The sequence below is a fragment of the Streptococcus sp. Marseille-Q6379 genome, from assembly GCF_965119505.1.
The window spans coordinates 192,059-215,262 of the sequence record NZ_CBCPLV010000001.1; the positions used below are offsets into that span (position 1 = coordinate 192,059).

The 23,204-nt window shown below is 40.2% G+C and carries 25 protein-coding genes; 21 read left to right on the plus strand and 4 right to left on the minus strand.

The window, feature by feature from the left end:
- The first annotated feature begins 1 nt into the window (after position 1).
- From pbp2a to ACWPVZ_RS01040, 5 genes are all read left to right on the plus strand, one after another.
- The gene (pbp2a, locus tag ACWPVZ_RS01020; protein WP_414341050.1) at positions 2-2,329 is read left to right on the plus strand and encodes a penicillin-binding protein PBP2A; all 2,328 of its coding nucleotides are present in this window, start codon (positions 2-4) and stop codon (positions 2,327-2,329) included.
- Positions 2,330-2,377: 48 nt separating this feature from the next.
- The gene (rpmG, locus tag ACWPVZ_RS01025; protein WP_002886472.1) at positions 2,378-2,530 is read left to right on the plus strand and encodes a 50S ribosomal protein L33; all 153 of its coding nucleotides are present in this window, start codon (positions 2,378-2,380) and stop codon (positions 2,528-2,530) included.
- 8 nt (positions 2,531-2,538) lie between these two features.
- Complete coding sequence (secE, locus tag ACWPVZ_RS01030) at positions 2,539-2,715, plus strand: preprotein translocase subunit SecE (protein WP_002883656.1); 177 nt, start codon at positions 2,539-2,541, stop codon at positions 2,713-2,715.
- 200 nt (positions 2,716-2,915) lie between these two features.
- Positions 2,916-3,455 carry a transcription termination/antitermination protein NusG gene (nusG, locus tag ACWPVZ_RS01035; RefSeq protein WP_002883644.1) on the plus strand — a complete coding sequence of 180 codons (540 nt, stop codon included), beginning with the start codon at positions 2,916-2,918 and terminating at the stop codon, positions 3,453-3,455.
- Positions 3,456-3,579: 124 nt separating this feature from the next.
- A complete protein-coding gene (locus ACWPVZ_RS01040) occupies positions 3,580-4,068 on the plus strand; it encodes a phosphatase PAP2 family protein (RefSeq protein WP_037597385.1) in 489 nt (162 codons plus the stop codon).
- A 131-nt stretch (positions 4,069-4,199) separates the two neighbouring features.
- Here ACWPVZ_RS01040 and ACWPVZ_RS01045 read toward each other — a convergent pair whose 3' ends face one another.
- Positions 4,200-5,009, minus strand: coding sequence for a Cof-type HAD-IIB family hydrolase (locus ACWPVZ_RS01045; RefSeq protein WP_414341051.1), 810 nt, complete (start codon positions 5,007-5,009; stop codon positions 4,200-4,202).
- On the minus strand, positions 5,002-5,769 hold the full coding sequence (locus tag ACWPVZ_RS01050) for a DeoR/GlpR family DNA-binding transcription regulator (RefSeq protein ID WP_414341053.1): 768 nt from the start codon (positions 5,767-5,769) through the stop codon (positions 5,002-5,004). Before ACWPVZ_RS01050 ends, ACWPVZ_RS01045 begins: the two co-directional genes overlap by 8 nt.
- A gap of 193 nt (positions 5,770-5,962) precedes the next feature.
- On the opposite strand from ACWPVZ_RS01050, the gene leuS reads away from it, so the two are divergent.
- From leuS to ACWPVZ_RS01070, 4 genes are all read left to right on the plus strand, one after another.
- Positions 5,963-8,464, plus strand: a complete 2,502-nt coding sequence (gene leuS / locus ACWPVZ_RS01055) for a leucine--tRNA ligase (RefSeq protein ID WP_414341054.1) — start codon at positions 5,963-5,965, stop codon at positions 8,462-8,464.
- A gap of 96 nt (positions 8,465-8,560) precedes the next feature.
- Positions 8,561-9,016, plus strand: coding sequence for a MarR family winged helix-turn-helix transcriptional regulator (locus tag ACWPVZ_RS01060; RefSeq protein WP_073690243.1), 456 nt, complete (start codon positions 8,561-8,563; stop codon positions 9,014-9,016).
- A gap of 57 nt (positions 9,017-9,073) precedes the next feature.
- Positions 9,074-10,306: an acyl-CoA thioesterase/BAAT N-terminal domain-containing protein gene (locus ACWPVZ_RS01065; protein WP_414341055.1), complete on the plus strand. Its 1,233-nt coding sequence runs from the start codon at positions 9,074-9,076 to the stop codon at positions 10,304-10,306.
- A 141-nt stretch (positions 10,307-10,447) separates the two neighbouring features.
- Entirely contained in the window at positions 10,448-10,861 is a 414-nt protein-coding gene (locus ACWPVZ_RS01070; RefSeq protein WP_003095191.1) for a YjdF family protein, read from the plus strand.
- A gap of 99 nt (positions 10,862-10,960) precedes the next feature.
- Here the strand turns inward: ACWPVZ_RS01070 and ACWPVZ_RS01075 are convergent, their stop codons facing one another.
- Positions 10,961-11,266 (minus strand): YciI family protein, encoded by a 306-nt coding sequence (locus ACWPVZ_RS01075; RefSeq protein ID WP_414341056.1) that lies wholly within the window; start codon positions 11,264-11,266, stop codon positions 10,961-10,963.
- A gap of 87 nt (positions 11,267-11,353) precedes the next feature.
- Between ACWPVZ_RS01075 and ACWPVZ_RS01080 the strand changes: the two genes are divergently transcribed.
- From ACWPVZ_RS01080 to ACWPVZ_RS01130, 11 genes are all read left to right on the plus strand, one after another.
- Positions 11,354-11,671, plus strand: a complete 318-nt coding sequence (locus ACWPVZ_RS01080) for a winged helix-turn-helix transcriptional regulator (RefSeq protein ID WP_051677006.1) — start codon at positions 11,354-11,356, stop codon at positions 11,669-11,671.
- Between the two features lie 124 nt (positions 11,672-11,795).
- Positions 11,796-12,662: an ABC transporter ATP-binding protein gene (locus ACWPVZ_RS01085; protein WP_414341057.1), complete on the plus strand. Its 867-nt coding sequence runs from the start codon at positions 11,796-11,798 to the stop codon at positions 12,660-12,662.
- Positions 12,662-13,504 carry an ABC transporter permease gene (locus ACWPVZ_RS01090; RefSeq protein ID WP_073689390.1) on the plus strand — a complete coding sequence of 281 codons (843 nt, stop codon included), beginning with the start codon at positions 12,662-12,664 and terminating at the stop codon, positions 13,502-13,504. Before ACWPVZ_RS01085 ends, ACWPVZ_RS01090 begins: the two co-directional genes overlap by 1 nt.
- 18 nt (positions 13,505-13,522) lie before the next feature.
- Positions 13,523-13,978, plus strand: a complete 456-nt coding sequence (locus ACWPVZ_RS01095; protein WP_414341107.1) for a LytTR family DNA-binding domain-containing protein — start codon at positions 13,523-13,525, stop codon at positions 13,976-13,978.
- A 9-nt stretch (positions 13,979-13,987) separates the two neighbouring features.
- Positions 13,988-14,413, plus strand: coding sequence for a DUF3021 family protein (locus tag ACWPVZ_RS01100; protein WP_414341058.1), 426 nt, complete (start codon positions 13,988-13,990; stop codon positions 14,411-14,413).
- A gap of 90 nt (positions 14,414-14,503) precedes the next feature.
- Complete coding sequence (locus ACWPVZ_RS01105) at positions 14,504-15,214, plus strand: MerR family transcriptional regulator (RefSeq protein WP_414341059.1); 711 nt, start codon at positions 14,504-14,506, stop codon at positions 15,212-15,214.
- 212 nt (positions 15,215-15,426) lie between these two features.
- Entirely contained in the window at positions 15,427-16,110 is a 684-nt protein-coding gene (locus ACWPVZ_RS01110; RefSeq protein ID WP_049545112.1) for an ABC transporter ATP-binding protein, read from the plus strand.
- Entirely contained in the window at positions 16,079-17,380 is a 1,302-nt protein-coding gene (locus tag ACWPVZ_RS01115; protein WP_414341060.1) for an ABC transporter permease, read from the plus strand. Before ACWPVZ_RS01110 ends, ACWPVZ_RS01115 begins: the two co-directional genes overlap by 32 nt.
- A 182-nt stretch (positions 17,381-17,562) precedes the next feature.
- Complete coding sequence (locus ACWPVZ_RS01120; protein ID WP_155222424.1) at positions 17,563-19,017, plus strand: nicotinate phosphoribosyltransferase; 1,455 nt, start codon at positions 17,563-17,565, stop codon at positions 19,015-19,017.
- 11 nt (positions 19,018-19,028) lie between these two features.
- Positions 19,029-19,850: an ammonia-dependent NAD(+) synthetase gene (gene nadE / locus ACWPVZ_RS01125; protein WP_347095298.1), complete on the plus strand. Its 822-nt coding sequence runs from the start codon at positions 19,029-19,031 to the stop codon at positions 19,848-19,850.
- Between the two features lie 15 nt (positions 19,851-19,865).
- Positions 19,866-20,309, plus strand: coding sequence for a DUF805 domain-containing protein (locus ACWPVZ_RS01130; RefSeq protein ID WP_070576160.1), 444 nt, complete (start codon positions 19,866-19,868; stop codon positions 20,307-20,309).
- A gap of 51 nt (positions 20,310-20,360) precedes the next feature.
- Here ACWPVZ_RS01130 and ACWPVZ_RS01135 read toward each other — a convergent pair.
- Positions 20,361-21,712, minus strand: a protein-coding gene (locus ACWPVZ_RS01135; protein WP_414341445.1) for an IS3 family transposase whose coding sequence is annotated in 2 segments (ribosomal slippage) — positions 20,361-21,262 and positions 21,262-21,712 — 1,353 coding nt in all. Because the reading frame shifts where the segments join, the coding sequence is not laid out codon by codon here.
- 140 nt (positions 21,713-21,852) lie between these two features.
- Between ACWPVZ_RS01135 and pepC the strand changes: the two genes are divergently transcribed.
- Entirely contained in the window at positions 21,853-23,190 is a 1,338-nt protein-coding gene (gene pepC, locus ACWPVZ_RS01140) for an aminopeptidase C (RefSeq protein ID WP_414341061.1), read from the plus strand.
- Positions 23,191-23,204: the final 14 nt, after the last annotated feature.

Sequence of the window (23,204 nt, forward strand, 5' to 3'; positions counted from 1 at the left end):
TATGACATTTTTTGATAATCTAAAAAACAAACTTTTTAAAGAAGAAACTAGCGGAAAGAGTAAGGAATCCCAGCCTGCTGGAAAATCGAAGGATTTACAAGATAAGATAAAGGGATTGTTCGCTAAGAAACCTGATGAGGTTGAACAAGCCGTTGAAGACTTGGATATGTCTCAGGAAAGTAAAGAGACGTCACGTTATCAACGTTCTAAGCAAAAGAAACCTATTGATACCACCAAGCCCTTAGGTAAGGTTCAGGCGTTCTTGAGCAAGTTTACGCTTTCGCCAAGAAATCCTATTCGACGTTTCTGGCGTCGCTATCATATTGGGAAAATTCTCTTTATCATGCTAGCTGTGCTGGTTCTGACAGTAGGTTCCTACCTTTTCTATATTGCCAAGACGACCAATGTTTCAGACCTTCAAGATGCCTTGAAAGCCACTACGGTTATCTATGACAAAGAAGGCAATCAAGCTGGTTCTTTGTCAGGGCAAAAAGGGACTTATGTGGAGCTGGATGCTATTAGTGATAGCTTGGAGAACGCTGTCATAGCAACTGAGGACCGTACCTTCTATAAAAATAGCGGGGTTAACGTCAAGCGATTCCTCCTGGCTATTGTGTCCATGGGGCGCTTTGGTGGTGGTTCAACCATTACCCAACAGTTGGCTAAAAATGCCTTCTTGACTCAAGAACAGACTGTTACTCGTAAGGCCAAGGAATTCTTCCTCTCTTTGGAATTAACCAAGAAATACAGCAAGCAAGAAATCCTTACTATGTACCTCAATAATGCCTACTTCGGAAATGGGGTTTGGGGTGTTGAAGACGCTAGCCAAAAATACTTCGGGACAAGTGCTGCCAATCTAACCGTTGATGAAGCAGCGACCCTCGCTGGTATGCTTAAGGGACCTGAAATTTACAACCCAATCGATAATATCCAAAATGCGACCAACCGTCGAAACACCGTTCTCGCCAACATGGTTGATGACAAGAAGTTGAGCCAGGCCGATGCCGACAGTGCCGCAGGAGTTGATATGGCTAGTCGCCTGGATGATACCTATCAAGGGACTGGCGATGACTACAAGTATCCGTCTTACTTTGATGCTGTTATTGAAGAAGCTACGAAAACTTATGGCTTGAGTGAGGATGAAATCGTTAAAAATGGTTACAAGATCTACACAGAGATGGATGTCAACTCACAAGCTAATATGCAACAAACCTACGAAAATACCTATCTCTTCCCTACATCAGAAAGTGACGGTAGTACAGCTCAGTCAGCTAGTGTGGCACTTGATCCAACAACTGGAGCGGTACGTGGTCTAGTAGGTCGTGTGGGTGGTACTAGTGATACAACCTTCCGTAACTTTAACTATGCAACTCAAGGGAAGCGTAGTCCTGGATCGACCATCAAACCTTTAGTGGTCTATGCCCCAGCTCTGGCTTCAGGATGGAGCATCAATAAGGACCTTCCTAATAAACCAATCGACTATAACGGCTATACTCCAACCAACTACGGTGGTGTTGAGACAGAGGATGTGCCCATGTATCAAGCTTTGGCCAACTCCTACAATATCCCAGCGGTTTACCTCTTTAATCAAATCGGTATTCAAAAGGGGATTAGTTACGGTCAAAAATTTGGTCTTAACTTTGACAATGTTCCAGAAGAACTGGGAATTTCACTGGGTGGTGGTGTGACAGCTAGTCCTCTTCAAATGGCTCAGGCATATGCGACCTTTGCTAATGGTGGCGAGATGAACACAGCTTATTTCATCACTAAAATTGAAAATGCCAGTGGTGACATTATTGCTACCCATAGTAAGAAGTCTAAACGTGTTATCAGCCAGTCAGTAGCTAACCAGATGACCAGCATGATGCTTGGTACCTTCTCAAATGGTTCTGCTGTGAATGCCAACTACACGGGTTACACAATGGCAGGTAAGACAGGTACTGTTCAGGCTGAATTCAACAAGGATTTGACTAGTGACCAGTGGGTGATTGGTTATACTCCTGATGTGGTCATGACGACCTGGATTGGTTTTGATAAGACTGACGAAAGTCACTACCTAACAGGAGCTAGCTCGGGAACAGCTTCGACGATCTTCAGCTATATCGCTGCGGATGTTTTACCAAATACACCAGGTACTGAGTTTACTGTTGAAAATGCCTATGCAGCTGATGGTCAAACCCTAGACTATACGGCAGATCCAAATGACTCACGTAATAGTAGTAACAAGTCATGGACAGATAAGGCATCAGATGTTGTGAATGACGTTAAAGATCAGGCAAGTAGCCTATGGGATAAGATTACAGACTCCTTCTCAGGTCTGTTTAGATAGCTTGTCAATTGCACCTAAAAGTGGTAAGATAAAAAGAACGGAGGCGTTATGGCACAGAAAAAAGCAAGCCTAGCGTGTGCTGAATGCGGGAGCCGAAACTACTCAATTAATGTGAGTAGCACTCCCAAACCAACACGACTAGAAGTTAACAAATTTTGTAAACATTGTAAAAAATACACCTTGCATAAGGAAACAAGATAGGAGACACCGTGAGACAAACTGGAAGTATTTTCAAAGTCTTGAAAGACACGACTTGGCCAGACCGTAAACAACGCTGGCATGATTTTATTTCAGTTCTTGAGTATACTGCGTTCTTCACTGTCATCATCTATGCGTTTGATGAATTGTTGAGTCGCGCTATGTCAGCACTGATTAACTTTTTCTAAAGAAAACACAAAAAGAGTGGGAATGCCTGCTCTTTTTTGTTATAATAAATGCAGATAAAAGCGAGAACAAGGGCCATTAGGCTTTTTTATTACGCTTTGAATTAAACCATAGGCATTCATTTACATTTAACACTCGCATCTAGAAGATAGCTAGCCAAAGGTGTTTAAATGTCATTTAGAAAAAAGAAAGGAATCCTAAAATGCTAGATTCATTCGACAAGGGCTGGTTCGTCCTTCAAACGTATTCAGGATACGAAAACAAAGTTAAAGAAAACCTTTTGCAACGTGCCCAAACTTATAACATGCTTGAAAATATCTTGCGTGTTGAAATCCCAACTCAAACTGTCAATGTTGAGAAAAACGGTAAAGTTAAAGAAGTGGAAGAAAACCGCTTCCCTGGTTACGTTCTTGTTGAGATGGTAATGACAGACGAAGCATGGTTCGTTGTCCGTAATACTCCGAACGTTACTGGTTTCGTTGGTTCTCACGGTAACCGTTCTAAACCAACACCACTTTTGGAAGAAGAAATCCGTCAAATCTTGATTTCAATGGGTCAAACAGTTGATGTCTTTGATACTAATATCAAGGTTGGTGATGTGGTTCAAATCATTGATGGTGCCTTTATGGGTCAAGAAGGCCGTGTTGTAGAAATTGAAAACAACAAGGTTAAAATCATGATTAACATGTTTGGTTCAGAAACAGCTGCTGAACTTGAACTTTACCAAATCGCTGAACTTTAAGACAGACAAAAGAGGTTGGGATAAGAGAATTCAACCTCGAAAGACTATCTCATTAAACTTGAGGGAGAGGCTAGAAGCTAGATTTTTAAAATTTAGTTCTGTGTCACTCCCTTTTTTCTAACGGATGATGAATTATAAACGATTTTACGATAGGATTAGTACTCCTTTACGTTCTTACGCTAAGGTTTTAGAAGGCTTGAACAAAATTATAACTAGGACTTTTTACCTGCTTTTTCCTATATTTCTTATTTGGGTTTTGCTAAGGGGTGGCTGGTTTATTCTCTCTACGACAGTGCTTATTATGGGGGGAGGCTTTTTCCTTCTTTCTCTTGGTCGTAGTCTCTATAATCGACCGCGTCCATACCAGACTTGGGCTATCCAACCCCTTATTAAGAAGGACAGTCTAGGCAAGTCCTTTCCCAGCCGGCATGTTTTCTCAGCGACTGTTATTGCTATGTTGGCGCTGACGCTTAACCCCTGGCTAGGTGGGGCTATGCTTTTTCTGGCGGGTGCTCTAGCTCTTTTGCGCGTGCTAGGTGGTGTTCACTATCCTAGTGATGTTTTAGCAGGCTATGTCATTGGAATTCTGGTAGGTCTCCTTCTTTATCTTTAGAAAATTTGGGTCTTCTTCGAGAGAGGAAGGCTTTTTTCGTTGAAAAAGGAAAGGTACCTCTAGGGCACCTTTCCTTTTGTTCTAAAATTCGAGTTGGCGATTAAAGGTTGTTCCCACCATTAGATATTGGCTTAGTTTAGGACATGCTCTGTAATAGCTTGAGCCACACCATGTTCATCATTTGAAGTCGTTACTAAGTTTGCTGTTTCCTTGACCCCTTCAGGTGCATTGCCCATAGCAATTCCCAGGCCAGCTAGAGCCAGCATAGGACTATCGTTAAAGTTATCTCCGATTGTCATGACTTGTTCAAGAGGAAGGTCGTAATATTTGGCAACCTCGATGAGAGCGTGTTCCTTAGAAACATGTTTGGCTGTGACTTCAAGGTAGTTATCTTTGGATAAGTAGAATGCTGTCTGTGTAAAATCCATGCTTAGGAGTTTTTGATGGAGGTCCTGAATAACTTCAGGCTCATCAATCAACAAAAGCTTGTGGATAGGAGGCTCTGAATCTGAGACCGTGTCTTGCAGCTCCTTAATCATAGGAGATTCACCCGTGATGCTTCCTTCCAACTGAGACCATTTGTCTAGTTTGTTGGTAATCCAGTCCTTGCCAGAGTAGATATTCACAGAGACACTTGGGTAATCTGTGGATAAGTAGCTAAGAAGTTCTTGAATTTCAGCTTTATCCACAGGGTGTTGGATGATAGTACGGTCACCCTCAAGTACTAAGGCACCATTGTAGCAGGCGATGGGATTGTCATGAATTCCCAGTTTATGAGCGATTGGTTGCATCCCTAGTGGAGAACGGGCAGAAGCCAAAACAAAGGGAATATTTGCCTTTTCAAGCTCTGGCATTACCTCAATCAGTTGTTCATCCACCTGGTGGTTACTAGTGAGAATAGTGCCATCAATGTCACTGATAATCAAACGAATCTTACTCATAGTCGCTATCCTTTCCATCATATAAAATCGTTACTCTGTCTTTAAGGGCTTCGATCAAATCAGGATCAGGTTTCTTATCTGTAATCCAGTAGTCAAAGTCTTCAATCTTGCCCAAGATATATTTGGAATGTTTTTCATACTTGTCTGATTCAGCAATAAGAACCTTGGTTCGGGCAGCCTGCATTGCCAGTTGCTTAACAGCAACATCCTCCTCGTCCTCATAACTGACCACTCCTTGATTGAGACTAGCCGCTCCAAAGAAGGCTAAGTCAAATTGTAGATGTTGCAAGAGCTGGGCTTCGTGAAGCGAATAGTAGAAGCGGTTTTTACTGTAAAATCTTCCTCCCAAGAGATGGAAGTCAACGCCTTCTTTGCCACTTAGGACCAAGGCGTTGTCCAAAGAGTGGGAGTAGATAGTGACCTTCTTAGTCAATTTTTGTGAGACTTCAAGCATCAAGGTAGAGACATCGAAAAAGAGTAGAGCTTGGTCTTTGACCAAGCTAAGCGCTAGGTCTGCCATTTTTTTCTTGTCTTCAGTGAGTCCTTTCTGACGTTCTTGGAAGCCTAGAACAGTGGTATTTTTAACTGGAAGAATGCCACCATGGGTACGTTGAGCCAGATTCCTCTGGCTGAGACAGTCGAAATCTCTTCTGACAGTGTCTTTGGAAACTCCTAATTCATCGACCATTTCCTTGACAGATAGGTTTCCCCTCTCTTCCAGGAGTGTTAATATTTTCTCTAATCGTTGCTCCTGATACATGAGTCACCTTCTTTCTGATACTAGTATAGCATCTTTTTGCTTTTTCACAATACAAAAGCGCAAAAAAACTTAAAAAGAACGAAAATAACGCAAAACAGACTCAGGTGAATTTGCCTTTTAAAGTTCCCTTATCATCTTTAAAAATCCCTCAAAAATGCTATAATAGAAGCATTACGAATATTGGAGAGAAACCATGAGTTTTTACAATCATAAAGAAATCGAGCCTAAGTGGCAAAAATACTGGGCTGACAATCACACTTTTAAGACAGGAACAGACGCCTCAAAACCTAAGTTTTATGCGCTTGACATGTTCCCTTACCCATCTGGAGCGGGTCTTCACGTAGGACACCCAGAAGGATACACAGCGACTGATATCCTCAGCCGTTTCAAACGTGCACAAGGCTACAACGTCCTTCACCCAATGGGATGGGATGCCTTTGGTTTGCCTGCAGAGCAATACGCTATGGATACAGGGAATGACCCGGCGGAATTCACAGCGGAAAACATTGCTAACTTCAAACGCCAAATCAATGCACTCGGATTCTCATACGACTGGGACCGTGAAGTCAATACGACAGATCCGAACTACTACAAGTGGACGCAATGGATTTTCACCAAGCTTTACGAAAAAGGCTTGGCCTATGAAGCGGAAGTGCCAGTAAACTGGGTGGAAGAATTGGGAACAGCCATCGCCAACGAAGAAGTCCTTCCTGACGGAACTTCTGAGCGTGGAGGCTATCCAGTTGTCCGCAAACCAATGCGCCAATGGATGCTTAAAATCACGGCCTATGCAGAGCGCTTGCTCAACGATTTGGATGACCTAGATTGGCCAGAGTCTATCAAGGACATGCAACGCAACTGGATTGGGAAATCAACTGGTGCCAATGTCACTTTTAAGGTGAAAGGGACTGATAAGGAATTCACCGTCTTTACCACTCGTCCTGATACCCTTTTTGGGGCGACCTTCACTGTTTTGGCGCCTGAGCATGACTTGGTAGATGCCATCACAACACCTGAACAAGCTGAAGCCGTAGCAGACTACAAACACCAAGCCAGTCTTAAATCAGACTTGGCTCGTACAGACCTTGCCAAGGAAAAGACAGGGGTTTGGACTGGTGCTTATGCCGTAAACCCTGTCAATGGTAAAGAAATCCCAATCTGGATTGCTGACTATGTTCTTGCTAGCTACGGAACAGGTGCCGTTATGGCCGTACCTGCCCACGATGAACGTGACTGGGAATTTGCTAAACAGTTTGAACTTCCAATTGTAGAAGTGCTCGAAGGTGGCAACGTTGAAGAAGCTGCTTACACAGAAGACGGCCTTCACGTCAACTCTGACTTCTTGAACGGTCTTAACAAAGAAGAAGCGATTGCCAAAATCGTGGCTTGGTTGGAAGAAAAAGGCTTCGGGCAAGAAAAAATCACTTACCGTCTCCGCGACTGGCTCTTTAGCCGTCAACGTTACTGGGGTGAACCAATCCCAATCGTTCATTGGGAAGATGGCACTTCAACAGCTGTTCCAGAAAGTGACTTGCCACTTGTCTTGCCAGTAACCAAGGATATCCGCCCTTCAGGTACTGGTGAAAGCCCATTGGCTAACTTGACAGACTGGCTTGAAGTGACTCGTGAAGATGGTGTCAAAGGTCGTCGTGAGACTAATACGATGCCACAATGGGCAGGTTCAAGCTGGTACTACCTCCGCTATATCGATCCACATAACGCAGAAAAATTGGCTGATGAGGATTTACTCAAACAATGGTTGCCAGTCGATATCTACGTGGGTGGTGCAGAACACGCTGTGCTCCACTTGCTTTACGCTCGTTTCTGGCATAAATTCCTCTATGACCTTGGTGTCGTTCCAACTAAGGAACCATTCCAAAAACTCTTTAACCAAGGAATGATCTTGGGAACTAGCTACCGTGACCACCGTGGTGCTCTTGTGGCGACTGACAAGGTTGAAAAACGTGATGGTTCATTCTTCCATGTGGAAACAGGGGAAGAATTGGAGCAAGCACCGGCTAAGATGTCTAAATCCCTCAAGAACGTGGTGAACCCAGACGATGTGGTGGAACAATACGGTGCTGATACCCTTCGTGTCTATGAAATGTTCATGGGACCACTTGATGCTTCAATCGCTTGGTCTGAAGAAGGTCTAGAAGGAAGCCGTAAGTTCCTCGACCGTGTTTACCGTTTGATCACAAGTAAAGAAATCGTTGCGGAAAACAATGGCGCTCTTGACAAGGTTTATAACGAAACGGTTAAATCTGTTACTGAGCAAGTCGAGTCTATGAAATTCAACACAGCCATTGCCCAACTCATGGTCTTTGTCAATGCAGCTAACAAGGAAGACAAACTCTACGTGGATTACGCCAAAGGCTTTATCCAATTGATTGCTCCATTTGCGCCTCACTTGGCAGAAGAACTCTGGCAAACAGTTACAGCAACAGGTGAGTCAATCTCTTATGTAGCTTGGCCAACATGGGACGAAAGCAAATTGGTTGAAGACGAAATCGAAATCGTTGTTCAAATCAAAGGTAAAGTCCGTGCCAAATTGATGGTCGCTAAAGATCTTTCACGCGAAGAGTTGCAAGAAGTAGCTCTTGCTAACGAAAAAGTCAAAGCAGAGATCGATGGCAAGGAAATTGTGAAAGTAATTAGTGTACCTAATAAACTCGTTAACATCGTTGTGAAATAAAAATGAATCCTTCGGAGCTAAGCTCTGGAGGATTTTTTACTCTTCTTGACAAGAAAACGCTATTTTGTTAATATCATTAACAAAAAGAAGGAAACTATGAATAAGAAAGAACTGCATAAGTTTAATAATCGTTTTAACAGCTTTGTTTTAGCCTTTGAACGGTTGAAAAAGGATCAGCATAGGAATAGTATTGATAAATCAATCACGATTAATGAAGTCCATTTGATTAATCTAATAGGTCGGAATCAGCCTGTGAATCTAGTGAAATTATCTGAGTTACTTGAAGTATCAAGGAGTGCTATTACTCAGAGTGTTAGACGTTTAACCAAGAAAGACCTCGTTACTTTTGAATTTGCACAGGATAATGAAAAAAATAAATATCTGATATTATCCAAAAAAGGGGTTGAAGTATTTAACGTCCATAAAGAGCAGCAAGAACATATTGAAAAAGCCATTTTTTCAGTTTTAAGAAACTATAGTGATGAGGACCTTCAAATGGTTATGAAACTGATGGATGATGTTCAACAGGTATGGCGAGAGTTACCGTGGTAAAAGTCACGGTAATTTTAAAACCATATTGTTAATTATATTAACAAAAAAGAGGAAGATATGAATATACAAATTGAACTTATCTCAGAGTCTGAGTTGGCAGACGAATCTTTTAGTATTGTCATCGATGGCTTAAAACCAAGAGAAACATATCGAGTCGAGATGTACCTAACTGATTATTATTGTATCAATGCTCCCATGCTTTTAGCTCATGATGGTTTATGGAGATCAACAGGGACTTTTGTATCAGATAAGAATGGTATTATTGATATGTCACAAACTCCATCTTGTTCTGGCTCTTATGAAGGTATTTCAACAATGGGACTATTTTTTAATGCTAAGCCCTTGACCAATAAGAGAAAGAAACTTCCAAACTCTCTTTCTGAAATTCCCTTATTAGATCATTTTTTTGTGGACATCAAAATTATGCAAGGAAATACTGTCATTGCAGAGAGAACTTTCACAAGACATTACATGAGTTCGCAAATTAGTCATAAAGATATTTACGGGAGATATTTTCAAGGGAGACTCTTCTATGATAAAAAGGCAAAAAAAACACCAGCATTGATTATTGTGAGCGGTAGTGAAGGACGGATTGAAAAAGCACAGAATATAGCTCAGCTTTTATCTTCTAGAGGTTATATTTGCCTAGCAGTTGCCTACTTTGGTTTAGAGGGGTTACCAAAACATTTGGAACGTATTTCTTTAGAGTGCCTTTTGGAGGCAAAGGATTATCTACGTCAGCATCCTCAAGTAGATAGTGAAAAAATTGGAATCTATGGACGGTCTAAGGGAGCAGAATTGGTTTTAGCTGAGGAGAGCCTTTTTAATGACGTTCAATGTTTGGTGCTAAATTCACCCTCTGATGTGGTGTATGAAGGGATAGAAGGGAAATGGAACTCTCATACTTCTTCTTGGACGCATTTGCAAAAAGAACTTCCCTATCAAAAGTTTCGACTTAGAGATTATCTGTTCAGTAAACTTTTTAGAAAACCTATTTCTAAAGATTGCTCTGCTAGGATAGACATTAGTAAACTCTCTTCGCCAATTTTATTGCTCGGAAGTACTGTTGATGAAATATGGGATGCCTCGTCAGCAATTGATGATATTGTCTCACATTATAAAGGACACCACATTACATTTAAAAAATATCATGAAACAGGTCACATGTTGACAGTGGCTTATCAACCAAATCACCGTTATCGAAAAGATTGGCGTTTATTGATGAAAGAGAGTAAGGATTCTTGGTTGGCTACGATTCATTTTTTTGATAGGCATTTGAAGAAGCAATAAAAATAGCTTATAAATATGCTATAATAGTCCCAACTAAGATAAAAACACAGTTCTGGTTGGTAGTCCAGACGTAGGCAAGCCTATCAGTAACCTTCCTCCTTGGTTGTCCATTCTTAGGGATAGATTTAAGGAGGTGCTGTCGTGGAAACAATTTCAATTGGATTGACAGTTTATTTTGAAGATGGATTTTGGCATGGTTTGTTCGAACAAGTGTATCTAGAAACTTATCAAGTTTGTCGTGTGACATTTGGTCAGGAGCCAAAAGATGATGAAATTCTAGAGATCTTACAGACTCAGTTTACTCAATTATCTTTTAGTCCAGAAGCTATAGTTAAGCAACATGTAAAAGTCAAGAATCCTAAACGATTACAGCGAATGGTGAAGAAACAAGTAAATCAGAAAGTTTCTTCCAAGTCGAAAGAACTATTGCAGTTACAGTATGAGGAAAGGAAAAAGATTTCAAAACATCAATCTAGTGTTCAAAAGCAATTGCTCAAACAAGAGAAATTTGAACGCAAACAGCAAAAACGAAGAGAGAAGCACAAAGGTCACTAGTGACTTTCTCTTTCATAAAATAGAACAGCTCTTTTCGTATAAAAAGAGCTGTTTTTACTTGTGTTGAAAATTCCTTTTGTATATAGATTCCTAATAAACCTACTTGTCGTCAAAAGATTTACTGACGATAGTTTCAAATTCTGGACAATATTTACTTGCCTCAAATTCAATAATCTCATATTGAGCAATCTCATTTTGATAGAATGGATCGTGTGTAATGATTTCTTGAACGGCTTCTTTATTTTTAGCTCTCATGAGAATGATACCGCCAGTTCTTGGATTTTTTCTTCCAGATGCGATAAAATGATCTTTTGTATAATACTGATTTAAAAAATCTATGTGTTTTTCTAAGAATTTTTCAACTGTATCAAGGGGCTTAATATAGGTAAGATTTACAATAAACATAAGTGACTCCTTTAAAATGAATGATAAATAGATTATAATACTCTACAAATAAATTGAATAGTAGGCACATTTTTGTAAGGAGAAAAAATGTTAACAAATAAAAAATGGAATTGCAGTATGTCTCGGGTATTAGATGTGGTTGGTGGGAAATGGAGAATGAATATATTATGGGTTATAAATAAGCATAAGAAAGTTCGTTTCAATCAATTGAGAAGAGAAGTTGAAGGGATTACAACTATCAGTTTGACACGTGGACTAGATGTTTTAATAGAGAAGCAATTGGTTGAAAAATATGATTATGAGTCTATGCCACTTCATACAGAATATGAGCTGACAGAAAAAGGGAAATCATTGATGCCGATTTTAAAGGACTTGAATCAATGGGGTAAAGAATGGCTGCAATAAATTTGTCTTCATTTTTATCTCTTCCATCTCGCCACTTAGCTCTTCATTTTGACCACTTATCCCCCAAAGCCGTTTTTTAAGCGGCTTTTTTGCTAGACTGATATTGTCAAAAAGGAGAGAGAACATGATATTACAAGCTAAAAACATCAGTAAACGGTATGGAAATCATCTAGCGGTTGATCATATTCACCTACAGTTTGAAAAGGGAACGTTTAATGCGATTCTAGGACCAAATGGTGCTGGGAAATCAACGACGATTTCCATGTTGATTGGTTTGAAACAACCAACGCAAGGCGACATTATTTATGAACCCGGTACTAAAATTGGTGTGGTCTTCCAAACCAGTGTTTTAGATGAGATGCTGACGGTTAGGGAAAATCTGACCATTCGTGCTAGACAGTACAAAGGACTAAAACCAAATCGTGTGTCTGATCTTATTGATCAACTAGGCCTATCAGCTTTTCAAAAGCAGAAATATGGGACGCTTTCAGGTGGCCAAAAGCGTCGGGTTGACATTGCGCGTGCACTTCTCTCACAACCAGATATATTATTCTTAGATGAGCCAACGACAGGTTTAGACATTCAAACCCGGAAGTCTATTTGGGATTTGCTCTATCAATTGCAGAGAGAAGAGGGAATGACCGTTGTATTGACTACGCATTATCTTGACGAAGCAGATGAAGCTGATCAGATTTATATTGTAGACCATGGGAAAGTGATTGGTCAAGGATCGGCACTAGATATTAAGAGCCAGTATGCAAAAAATATCTTGAAGATTCGCTTCAAGGAGATACAGCAGATAGAAAGTCTCAAAGTTTCGGGAATGTCAGTAGAGCAACAAGGTCAATTGGAGTATATTTTTCAACCTGAGAGTGAAAGGGAAGCCATTGATTACCTGGCGCAAGTTAGAGATAAACTAGCCCATTTTGAGTTTCGTCCAGGAACCATGGATGATGCCTTTATTGCACTTACAGGAAGGGAGGTCCGCTAATGCTAGCCTTACTAAAGCGGAATTTTTTATTGTATTTTAGAAATCGTTCAGGGGTTTTCTTCTCCTTGTTGGGAGCCTTGATTTCCTTTATTCTCTATATTATTTTTCTTCAAAAGAATCTAACAGATGCTTGGGCTCAGCTCCCCAATAATGGTCCTTTGTTAAATAATTGGCTAATGAGTGGAACGCTTGCAGTGACAGGGATTACGACCAGTCTGGCTGCCTTGACTCAGTTGGTAAAGGACCGTGAACATCAAGTAGATCAGGATCTTTATTTATCGGATCAAGGGAAGTGGCGGTTACCATCTTCATATCTAGCGAGTGCAAACATCATTTCTTTTGCCATGCAGGTCCTTATGTATGTGCTGATGTGTGGCTATTTTAGAGAAGTTCCCAAACTATCCATACTACCTGAAGTACTCCTCATTATGCTGCTTAGTAGTCTGCTTTCTAGCTTGGTGAATGCCATTTTTGTTCACTTTTTCCAATCAGTAGATAGTCTTGGAAAGTTTGCGACCATAGTGGGTACAGCTTCCGGTTTTTTGGTAGGGACTTATGTACCTTTGGGTGTTCTACCTAATTTTGCTCAACTACTAATGAAATGTACTCCAGCAACTTATATTGCTGCACTTTATCGGCAAGTCCTCATGAATGAAACATTAAGTGAGACCTTTAAAGGTCAAGATGATCTTCGTCAAGAGTTCCAAGAGAAAATGGGTGTTCAACTCAAGTGGCAAGAGTTGTTGACAAAGGAAAATACTTACCTTATAGTGTTAGGAGGTATTCTTCTAGTAGGCATTCTTTGGGCTGTTTTAGTGAAAAAGTCTAGTAAGAAAAAATAAGTGAGAGTTGGAATAGGAATGAAACTTTGTTTTGAAGAAAAGTCAGATATTTCGACAAAGGACCCCTGTGTGGTCATTCAAGCAGAGCAATTATCTGATCAAGCACGAGAGGTAATGGATTACCTCGAACAATTTTCAGTTGTAAATCAAGTGGTGATTCCTATTAAAACGGATGATCATTTGGTTATGGTAAAAATTGATGACATTATCCTAGCTGAGATTGATAAGAATGTGTTAACGATTTATACAATAGACAAAACCTATACGATGAAAGAGACACTGACAAACTTTCAGCATCGCATCAATCGTCGAAGTTTTTTACAGATATCACGTCATGCTGTTATGAATATAGACCATTTGGAATCCCTATCGGATAGTTTTTCTGGCAATATGATGGCCAAAATGACAGGTGGAGTGAAGTCTAGTGTCAGCCGAAAATATGTCAAATCCTTGATGGATTATTTAGGAGTGTAGGAGGAACCAATGAAACGTTTAATTGCTTATTTTGTATCCGGCGTGAGAACGGGATCGTTCTTCTATCTTGCACTTCTTTTACTAGGTCAATTATTTCCCCAGCTTATCTATCCCAAAGTTAGTGTGGGAAATATTTTAGCCCTCTTTATGATGAGTGGCTTAATGGGAATGCTCTCGTGGATTTTGGAAGACCTTGACCGTATGTCCTACAGACTTAGAGTAATCTTGCATTTCTTGTTGACGGCGATTGTACTGATAGGGACTTGTCTAATAGCGGGTTGGATTGATGCTGTGCTGAATCCTATCATATGGATTGTCTTCATTTTCGTTTATATTATTATCTGGCTTTATCTCATTTGGCAAATACATATGAGAACCCAACGTATTAACCAAGCCTTAATACATCGTCGAAGCCAGAAAAAGAAAGAAAAGTAAGAAATTATACGAACTTCAAAAAAAGACTCTTTTGCCCCTTGACCCTCACGCCACGTCATAGCCTATACTCTTAATCAGAGAGGAGTTCTAATGAAATCTGTAAAAGAAGTGAGCCAACTATCAGGTGTCAGTGTGCGCACCCTTCATTATTATGACGAAATTGATTTGCTGAAACCGTCAGTTGTGGCTGAGAATGGCTACCGTTACTATAATCGCGATGCGGTTGTCCGTTTGCAGGAAATATTGCTTTACCGTGAGTTAGACTTTCCTCTCAAAAAAATTAAGGAAATCGTAGGTCAAGCAGGCTATGACAAAGTCCAAGCGCTTAAGGATCAAATCAAGCTTTTAGAGCTGAAAAAGTCCCGTTTAGAAGCTGTCATAGCCCATGCCAAGGCCTTACAAGTGGAGGAAGAAGAAATGTCATTTGAAGCATTTGATCAAAAAGCTGTGGAAGCATTTCAGGAAGAAGCTCAGGCTAGATGGGGTCAGACAGAAGCTTATCAAGCTTTTGCGGCTAAGGGGGAGGAGTCCTTCCCTGAAGTTACCAAAGAGCTGGCCGCAATCATGTCTACTTTCGGCCAGCTCAAAGAGTCTAATCCTGATGACAATAGTGTTCAGGAGCAAGTAAAGGTGTTACAAGACTATATTAGTCAGCATTTTTATCCATGTGACCAAACGGTATTAGCTGGTTTAGGTCAGATGTACCAAACAGATAATCGCTTTTCTAGTTTTATCGATAAAGTCGGGGGATCAGGGACTGCAGTTTTTCTCGCAGAAGCTATTCGTATTTATTGTCAATAAACTAAAGCCAAAGTCTTAGGGACTTTGGCTTTTTCTCATGCCATAGTGACATTTATGTCACTATTTTTATAATCATTTAATGTTTATAATTAATGTATCGTTTTAGGAGGCGATTAGTTAAGTGTTTCTGCTATTTTGCTTGAAATTATCATGCAGATAATCATCTGAAATTTAACCAAACTCTAATTTAAATCAAATTTATGGAGGAAACCATGTCCATTTTAACCATTGACCACATCTCAAAGTACTATAATCTCGACGGTACGAACCAAGAGCGCGCTTTGAACGATGTTACACTTGAGATTGCACCAGCAAAGATCACTGCTATCTACGGTCCATCTGGCTGTGGTAAGACCAGTCTGCTCAGTATTATTAGCGGCTTGGATAGTCAGTATCAGGGAAATCTGTATTTCAAGAATCAGAACATGCGTGATTTTTCAGAGCGTGACCTGACCTATTTTAGAAAGGCCCATATTGGCTTTGTCTTTCAAAATTTCAATCTTATCCCTCATCAATCAGTCCTTGAAAATGTCAAGATGCCTCTTTACGTTAAAAATATGACTGATAAAGAGATGATTGAGATTGCGGAAAAGGAGCTCAGCCGTCTTGGAATCGGAGAATTTATCAAGAAAAATGTTAAGCAGCTTTCTGGTGGACAAAAACAACGTGTGGCCATTGCCCGTGCCCTAGTTAATAATCCAGAAATGATTGTGGCTGATGAACCGACAGGTTCTCTTGATTCTCAGTCTCAGGAAAATGTTCTCGAAATTTTTAAAGAGCTAGCTGAGGCAGGCAAAACTGTGATTATCGTAACCCATAACCCTGAGGTCGCGGATTATGCGGATGTTGTCATTAAAATGAAGGATGGTGAAGTCGTTGAAACAATCGAAAAATAAGGGATTGACCCTCAAGAATAAACTTAAATTGTCATTGAGCAACTTTATGGAACGTAAGTGGCGTAATCTTTTGATTGCGACGGCAACTTCCATTGGTTTTATCGGTGTTTTAATTTCCTTTGGTTTGGGGAATGCTATTGTTGGTATAATTAATGACAGTACCGATGGTGGTAACATTCCATCCCAAATTCAGATTAGTCTGAGTGCTAAATCAGCAGCCAGAGGGGTTCTAAATGCGGATGATGAGAAGTTTATTCGTAGTCAGATTAAGAGTGATGACATTAAATATTTGGAGAGCCCCTTTGGAATGAACATGGCAAGTCTTACCCTTGATGGTAAGACCATGGATTTCAGCAAGGACCTTCCTAACTATTCTCAGGTTATCAGTCTCTACAAGAACACAAAAATATCTACATCTCGCAATGGTAAGGATAAGATTTCAGCCGGGAAGCCTTTTAAATCCGCAGATGAAAAGGGATTAACCCTTCCGATGAGTTTTGTCAAACATTACAATGAAGAAACAGGGAAGAAGCTCAAGGCTAAAGACTTTATCGGCAAAGAAATCTCAGCTCAGATTGTTGAAAATACTGCTGAGGGAACTAAAGTAGCAGATATCAAGACTAAGATTGTCCGTATTGTTGATGACAGCGAGGATGCTGAAGAGAGCAATAGCTATATGCCAGCCAAACAATTGGAAGAGTTGCTCAAAGAAAATGGCTTTACTAAAACAGTCTCTTACATGCTTTTGGAGCTTAAGAATCCAGCCAAGACTAAGGAAGTCACTAAAAAGTTACAGAAAAACAAGAAGTACCTAGTTCTTTCACAGCAGGCCATCCTCGATGTCATTATTAAATTCATCCGTGTTATCCAAGCACTCTTGATTATCCTTTCGTCACAAGCTATCCTAGTTTCAGCTGTCATGATTGGAATTATCATTTATATTAATATCATGCAACGCTCAAAAGAGATTGGTGTCATGAAGGCTGTCGGTTACCTTAATCGTGACGTGAAAGCTATCTTTGTTTATGAGGCACTCTGGATTACGGGTATCTCACTGGCTCTTGCCCTACTTGTATCACAGGGGATTGGAAGCTTGGCCAACATGATTGTTTCACATCTCTACCCAAGTGTCAGCAAGGTATTTGATCTAAATCTGACATCAATTCTCATCATGTTTGGCTTCTCGCTCTTGATGGGCTATGTATCAGCCTACCTTCCAGCACGTAAAATCAGTAAAATGGACCCTGTCGAGTCCCTAAGATATGAATAGAAATGAAGAGTAGTCTCCCTAGGCTGCTCTTTTTTGTCAAAACAACCATTAGAATAATCGGAAAATCCAAACAATAATTAACTTTCTGAAAAGTGGAGACAATTGCCCAAAAATGCTATAATAGTCAGCATATACAAGCTATTAGTAACAAAAAGAAGTACCTATTCGATTGGAGGAATTCTATGTATAAAGATGACAGTTTAACCTTGCACACTGACTTGTATCAAATCAATATGATGCAAGTCTACTTCAACCAAGGTATTCACAATAAAAAGGCCGTTTTCGAAGTTTATTTCCGTCAACTTCCGTTTAAAAATGGCTTTGCTGTGTTCGCAGGTCTGGAACGTATTGTCAACTATCTTGAAAATCTGACTTTCTCAGAAACTGATATTGCTTATCTAAAAGAGTTAGCCTATCCTGAGGATTTTCTAGACTATCTAGCCAACCTAAAACTCGAGTTGACTATCAATTCAGCCCTTGAGGGTGATTTGGTATTTGCTAATGAACCGATTTTCCAAGTGGAAGGTCCCTTAGCCCAGTGTCAGTTAGTAGAGACTGCCTTGCTAAATATCCTCAATTACCAGATTCTTATTGCTACCAAGGCAGCTCGCATTCGCTCTGTCATTGAAGATGCTCCTTTATTGGAGTTTGGGACACGTCGTGCACAAGAGATGGATGCAGCAATCTGGGGAACGCGTGCAGCCGTGATTGGTGGTGCGGATGCGACATCAAATGTTCGTGCCGGTAAGATTTTCGGCATTCCAGTTTCTGGTACTCACGCTCATGCTCTCGTTCAAGCCTATGGCAATGATTACGATGCCTTTAAAGCCTATGCATCAACTCATAAGGACTGTGTATTCCTTGTGGATACCTATGACACCCTTAAGATTGGTGTTCCGAATGCTATTCGTGTAGCTAAAGAGCTAGGTGATAAAATCAATTTCTTGGGTGTTCGTCTTGATTCAGGTGACTTGGCTTATCTATCGAAGCAAGTCCGTAAGCAGTTGGATGCTGCCGGTTTCCCTGATGCCAAAATTTATGCTTCAAATGACCTTGATGAAAATACCATCCTCAACTTGAAGATGCAAAAGGCCAAAATTGATGTCTGGGGAGTGGGTACTAAGCTTATCACTGCCTATGATCAACCAGCCTTGGGTGCTGTCTACAAGATTGTCTCAATGGAAGATGATCAAGGAGTCATGCATGATACTATCAAATTGTCCAACAATGCTGAGAAGGTTTCGACACCAGGTAAGAAGCAAGTCTGGCGTATTACAAGTCGTGCTAAGGGTAAATCAGAAGGTGACTATATCACCTTTGCGGACACAGATGTTAATGCTTTAGAAGAAATTAATATGTTCCACCCGACCTACACCTACATTAATAAGACTGTTCGTGATTTTGATGCGGTACCACTTTTAGTACCTATCTACGATAAGGGGCAACTCATCTATGACTTGCCTAGTCTTAATGAAATCAAGGCTTATGCGACTAAGGAATTGGATGAGCTTTGGAATGAGTACAAGCGCGTGCTAAACCCTCAAGATTATCCAGTTGACTTGGCCAAAGACGTATGGGATAACAAGATGACCCTTATTGACAATGTACGAAAGAAAGCCCATAACTTGCCAGAGTAAAAGGAGACATTATGACTTTGCAAGAAACAATTATTGATCAACTAGGGGTTAAACCTAACATTGATCCAAAAGAAGAAATTCGAAAATCTGTTGATTTTTTGAAGGCCTACATGCTCAAACACCCATTCCTTAAAACATATGTTTTGGGAATCTCAGGAGGTCAAGATTCTACATTGGCTGGCCGTCTAGCACAACTTGCGGTTGAAGAGCTCCGTTCAGAGACAGGAAAAGACTATCAGTTTATCGCCATTCGATTGCCATATGGTGTCCAAGCAGATGAGGATGATGCCCAACGTGCTCTTGCTTTTATTAAGCCAGATGTGAGTCTTGCGGTTAATATCAAAGAAGCTGTAGATGGTCAGGTTGCTGAACTTGCCAAGGCAGGTGTCACCGTCTCTGACTTCAACAAGGGAAATATCAAGGCCCGTCAACGTATGATTACCCAATACGCGGTTGCTGGTGAAAATAGTGGTGCAGTCATTGGTACGGACCACGCCGCTGAAAACCTTACTGGCTTCTTCACAAAATTTGGCGATGGTGGTGCGGATATTTTGCCACTCTTTCGTCTAAACAAGCGTCAAGGTGCAGCCCTTCTTGCAGAACTTGGTGCAGACAAGGCTCTCTATGAAAAAGTGCCAACAGCTGACTTAGAAGAGGATAAACCAGGAATCGCTGATGAAGTGGCACTTGGTGTGACCTACCGTGAAATTGATGATTACCTTGAAGGCAAGGAAGTATCAGCCAAAGCCCAGGAAACTATTGAGACTTGGTGGCGTAAAGGTCAACACAAACGTCACTTGCCAATCACTATTTTTGATGAGTTTTGGAAATAAGAGGAGAAATGAATTATGATTAAAGCTTATATTGACTTTTGGAAACGTGCCTTTGACTTTAGCGGACGTTCGACTCGTCCAGACTACTGGTGGGCTTACTTGGTTAATGTCATTATTATTACTATTCTTACTGTTTTTTGTGTTCTTATTCCTTTCTTCAGTAATGTTGACCTTAGTGATCCAGCTCTGTTGAATAATCAGACTGAACTGCAAAAAATAATTATTACCTATGCTTGGCCACTAATACTTTTTAGCTTAATTGAACTTATCCCTCAATTGTCTCTACAAATCCGTCGTTTAAGAGATGCAGGCTTTCATCCGGCTTGGGTACTTCTAAGTTATATAGGGCTTGTACCAGTCTTGGCTATCTTCTCATTGATTGGAAGCATTGTCCTCCTTATCATGTCTTGTCAACCAACGAAACCAGCACCAGAAACACTGGTTGATAAAGTTGAATAAGATTGTCGTACCCCTAGGTTTGTACTGACCCCAAAAAGTTAGACAAATAATTTAAGCAAAGGATTTAGTTCTGTATTGCACAGGACTAAGTCCTTTTAGTTTTATCTTAATGCGTTTGTTGTTGTAATAATTAATATAGTCTACAATAGCTTGTTCCAAATGCTCAATTGACTTAAACGTCTTCTCATAACCATAAAACATCTCAGACTTCAGAATACCAAAGAAGGATTCCATCATGCCGTTGTCTGGACTATTGCCTTTACGTGACATGGAGGGTTGGATTCCTTTCTCCTCTAAAAAATGATGATAGAAATCATGTTGATATTGCCATCCCTGATCACTGTGTAGAATAGTTTTCTCATAGTACTTCTCTGTGAAGGCTTGTTCCAACATCATTTTTACTTGTGCTAAGTTGGGTGAAGTAGAAAGATTGTAGGCGATAATTTCGCTGTTAAAACCATCTAAAACTGGTGATAGATAGAGTTTTTGGCTGCTTGCTGGAATGGCAAACTCTGTCACATCTGTGTAGCACTTTTCCATTGGTTTTGATGCTTCAAACTGGCGTTGAATGAGATTCTCTGCTTTCTTACCAACCTCTCCTTGATATGAAGAATACTTACGTTTACGACGAATTCGACCACTTAAACCAAGAGCCTTCATCAGACGTTGCACTTTCTTATGATTTACCATGAAGCCACGATTTCTCAATTCAAGAGTCATTCGACGATAGCCGTAATTTCCTTTATGCTCACAATAAATTGATTGAATTTCAGCTTTAAGCTCTTTATCTTTGTCAAATCCATCTAGTTGTTTCAACTGATAGTAGTAAGTTGAGCGAGCTAAACCAGCCGTTTCAAGAAGTAAATCTAGTCGAAATCCTCCTGTGATCATTCCTCTAATTGTCTCTGCCTTTCTCGCTGTAAGGCTTCGTCCCTGTCTTCTAGTTCTTTTAACTTTTTTAGGTAAGCCACCTCGGTACGTAAGCGTTCATTCTCCTCTTGGAGTCGTTCTAGTTCTGTCATTTCTTCCCAAGTTTTCTTACGTTTACGTCCCATTTTAGGTACTCTCTCTCTTGTTTTTTCAACAATAGTATACCCATTTTTCTTGTATTGTGCTATCCAATTTTTCAACAGAGAAGGATTGGGTAGAGCATAATCTAAAGATACACTTTTTCGTGAACGACCTCTAAGCAAAACTTTATTAATTATTTCTTCCTTTAATTCGGGAGAATAGTAACGATTCTTCCCTTTTTTGACGATTTCTATTCCGTAACGTTCAATCAACCTCACCATATATTTTAGTCCAGAAACATCCACACCAAATCTTTTTGAAAGCTCTTTGAAGCTTCTCCCCTGTTTTCTCAGTTCATATATCTGAATCTTGTTCTCATAAGTTAATTTCATAATAAAAACACCTCAAAAGTTTGATTTTTTCAGTCTAACTTTTGGGGTGCAGTTCAGTTTAAGCTAGGGGTGTTTTTAAATTGAATTTTCAGAAATTAGTGATAAAATAGAGAAGAATAAGGCTTAAAAGGAGGAATCTTATGACTTCATTATCAACAGATTTCACAGATAAACTATTTGCAGAATATGAGGCCAATGCCAAGTACAGTGCTATTGAGAATGCTGTAACTCATAATGGCTTGCTCAAATCCATCGAAACACGTCAATCAGAAGTTGAAAACGACCATGTTTTCTCAATCGATTTGACTAAAGATGAGGTGTCTAACCAGAAAGCTTCAGGACGTTGCTGGATGTTTGCGGCACTAAATACTTTCCGTCATAAATTAATCTCAGACTTTAAATTGGAAAGTTTCGAACTTTCTCAAGCGCACACTTTCTTCTGGGACAAGTATGAGAAATCAAACTGGTTCTTGGAACAAATTATTGCCACAGCAGATCAAGAGATTGGCAGTCGTAAGGTTAAATTCCTTTTGGATACCCCTCAACAAGATGGTGGACAATGGGATATGGTCGTATCACTTTTTGAAAAATATGGTGTTGTACCAAAATCAGTTTATCCAGAATCTGTAGCTTCAAGCAATAGTCGTGAGCTTAATCAATACCTCAATAAGCTTCTTCGTCAAGATGCTCAAATCTTGCGTGATTTGATTGCTGGAGGTGATGATCAAGCTGCTGTTCAGGCCAAGAAGGAAGAACTTCTTCGAGAAATTTTCAATTATCTTGCTATGACTCTCGGTTTACCACCACGTCAGTTTGATTTTGCCTACCGAGATAAGGATGACAACTATCAATCTGAGAAAAATATCACACCACAAGCATTCTTTGAAAAATATGTGGGTCTCAAACTCAGCGACTATGTGTCAGTTATCAACGCTCCAACAGCTGATAAACCTTACGGAAAATCTTATACTGTTGAGATGTTGGGTAATGTTGTAGGTGCACCAAGTGTTCGTTATATCAACCTCCCAATGGACCGTTTCAAAGAGCTTGCAATTGCACAGATGAAGTCTGGAGAAACTGTTTGGTTTGGTTCAGATGTTGGTCAAGTTTCAGACCGTCAAAAAGGTATTCTTGCAACTAATGTTTATGACTTTACAGCTAGCATGGATATTAACTTGACTCAAGATAAGGCAGGACGTTTGGACTACAGTGAATCTCTCATGACTCATGCCATGGTATTGACTGGGGTTGATTTGGATGCCGATGGCAGACCTGTTAAATGGAAGGTTGAAAACTCTTGGGGAGACAAGGTTGGACAAAAAGGTTACTTTGTCGCTTCTGATGCCTGGATGGATGAATACACTTATCAAATCGTTGTCCGCAAAGACTTCCTTACAGCTGAAGAATTGGCAGCCTATGAAGCAGAGCCACAAGTACTTGCTCCTTGGGATCCAATGGGAGCCCTTGCTTCAAAATAAGATAATACATGAAA

Excerpts from the sequence above, each read along its gene's own strand:
- ACWPVZ_RS01060 (WP_073690243.1), top strand. The coding sequence starts at position 8,561 with ATGAATAAGAAAGAACTGCATAAGTTTAATAATCGTTTTAACAGCTTT.
- ACWPVZ_RS01080 (WP_051677006.1), top strand. The coding sequence starts at position 11,354 with ATGTTAACAAATAAAAAATGGAATTGCAGTATGTCTCGGGTATTAGAT.
- pepC (WP_414341061.1), top strand. The coding sequence starts at position 21,853 with ATGACTTCATTATCAACAGATTTCACAGATAAACTATTTGCAGAATAT.
- ACWPVZ_RS01085 (WP_414341057.1), top strand. The coding sequence starts at position 11,796 with ATGATATTACAAGCTAAAAACATCAGTAAACGGTATGGAAATCATCTA.
- nadE (WP_347095298.1), top strand. The coding sequence starts at position 19,029 with ATGACTTTGCAAGAAACAATTATTGATCAACTAGGGGTTAAACCTAAC.
- ACWPVZ_RS01120 (WP_155222424.1), top strand. The coding sequence starts at position 17,563 with ATGTATAAAGATGACAGTTTAACCTTGCACACTGACTTGTATCAAATC.
- ACWPVZ_RS01040 (WP_037597385.1), top strand. The coding sequence starts at position 3,580 with ATGATGAATTATAAACGATTTTACGATAGGATTAGTACTCCTTTACGT.
- pbp2a (WP_414341050.1), top strand. The coding sequence starts at position 2 with ATGACATTTTTTGATAATCTAAAAAACAAACTTTTTAAAGAAGAAACT.
- ACWPVZ_RS01050 (WP_414341053.1), bottom strand. The coding sequence starts at position 5,769 with ATGTATCAGGAGCAACGATTAGAGAAAATATTAACACTCCTGGAAGAG.
- ACWPVZ_RS01090 (WP_073689390.1), top strand. The coding sequence starts at position 12,662 with ATGCTAGCCTTACTAAAGCGGAATTTTTTATTGTATTTTAGAAATCGT.
- ACWPVZ_RS01095 (WP_414341107.1), top strand. The coding sequence starts at position 13,523 with ATGAAACTTTGTTTTGAAGAAAAGTCAGATATTTCGACAAAGGACCCC.
- leuS (WP_414341054.1), top strand. The coding sequence starts at position 5,963 with ATGAGTTTTTACAATCATAAAGAAATCGAGCCTAAGTGGCAAAAATAC.
- ACWPVZ_RS01110 (WP_049545112.1), top strand. The coding sequence starts at position 15,427 with ATGTCCATTTTAACCATTGACCACATCTCAAAGTACTATAATCTCGAC.
- ACWPVZ_RS01130 (WP_070576160.1), top strand. The coding sequence starts at position 19,866 with ATGATTAAAGCTTATATTGACTTTTGGAAACGTGCCTTTGACTTTAGC.
- ACWPVZ_RS01100 (WP_414341058.1), top strand. The coding sequence starts at position 13,988 with ATGAAACGTTTAATTGCTTATTTTGTATCCGGCGTGAGAACGGGATCG.
- ACWPVZ_RS01115 (WP_414341060.1), top strand. The coding sequence starts at position 16,079 with ATGGTGAAGTCGTTGAAACAATCGAAAAATAAGGGATTGACCCTCAAG.
- ACWPVZ_RS01045 (WP_414341051.1), bottom strand. The coding sequence starts at position 5,009 with ATGAGTAAGATTCGTTTGATTATCAGTGACATTGATGGCACTATTCTC.
- ACWPVZ_RS01065 (WP_414341055.1), top strand. The coding sequence starts at position 9,074 with ATGAATATACAAATTGAACTTATCTCAGAGTCTGAGTTGGCAGACGAA.
- ACWPVZ_RS01075 (WP_414341056.1), bottom strand. The coding sequence starts at position 11,266 with ATGTTTATTGTAAATCTTACCTATATTAAGCCCCTTGATACAGTTGAA.
- rpmG (WP_002886472.1), top strand. The coding sequence starts at position 2,378 with ATGGCACAGAAAAAAGCAAGCCTAGCGTGTGCTGAATGCGGGAGCCGA.
- nusG (WP_002883644.1), top strand. The coding sequence starts at position 2,916 with ATGCTAGATTCATTCGACAAGGGCTGGTTCGTCCTTCAAACGTATTCA.
- ACWPVZ_RS01105 (WP_414341059.1), top strand. The coding sequence starts at position 14,504 with ATGAAATCTGTAAAAGAAGTGAGCCAACTATCAGGTGTCAGTGTGCGC.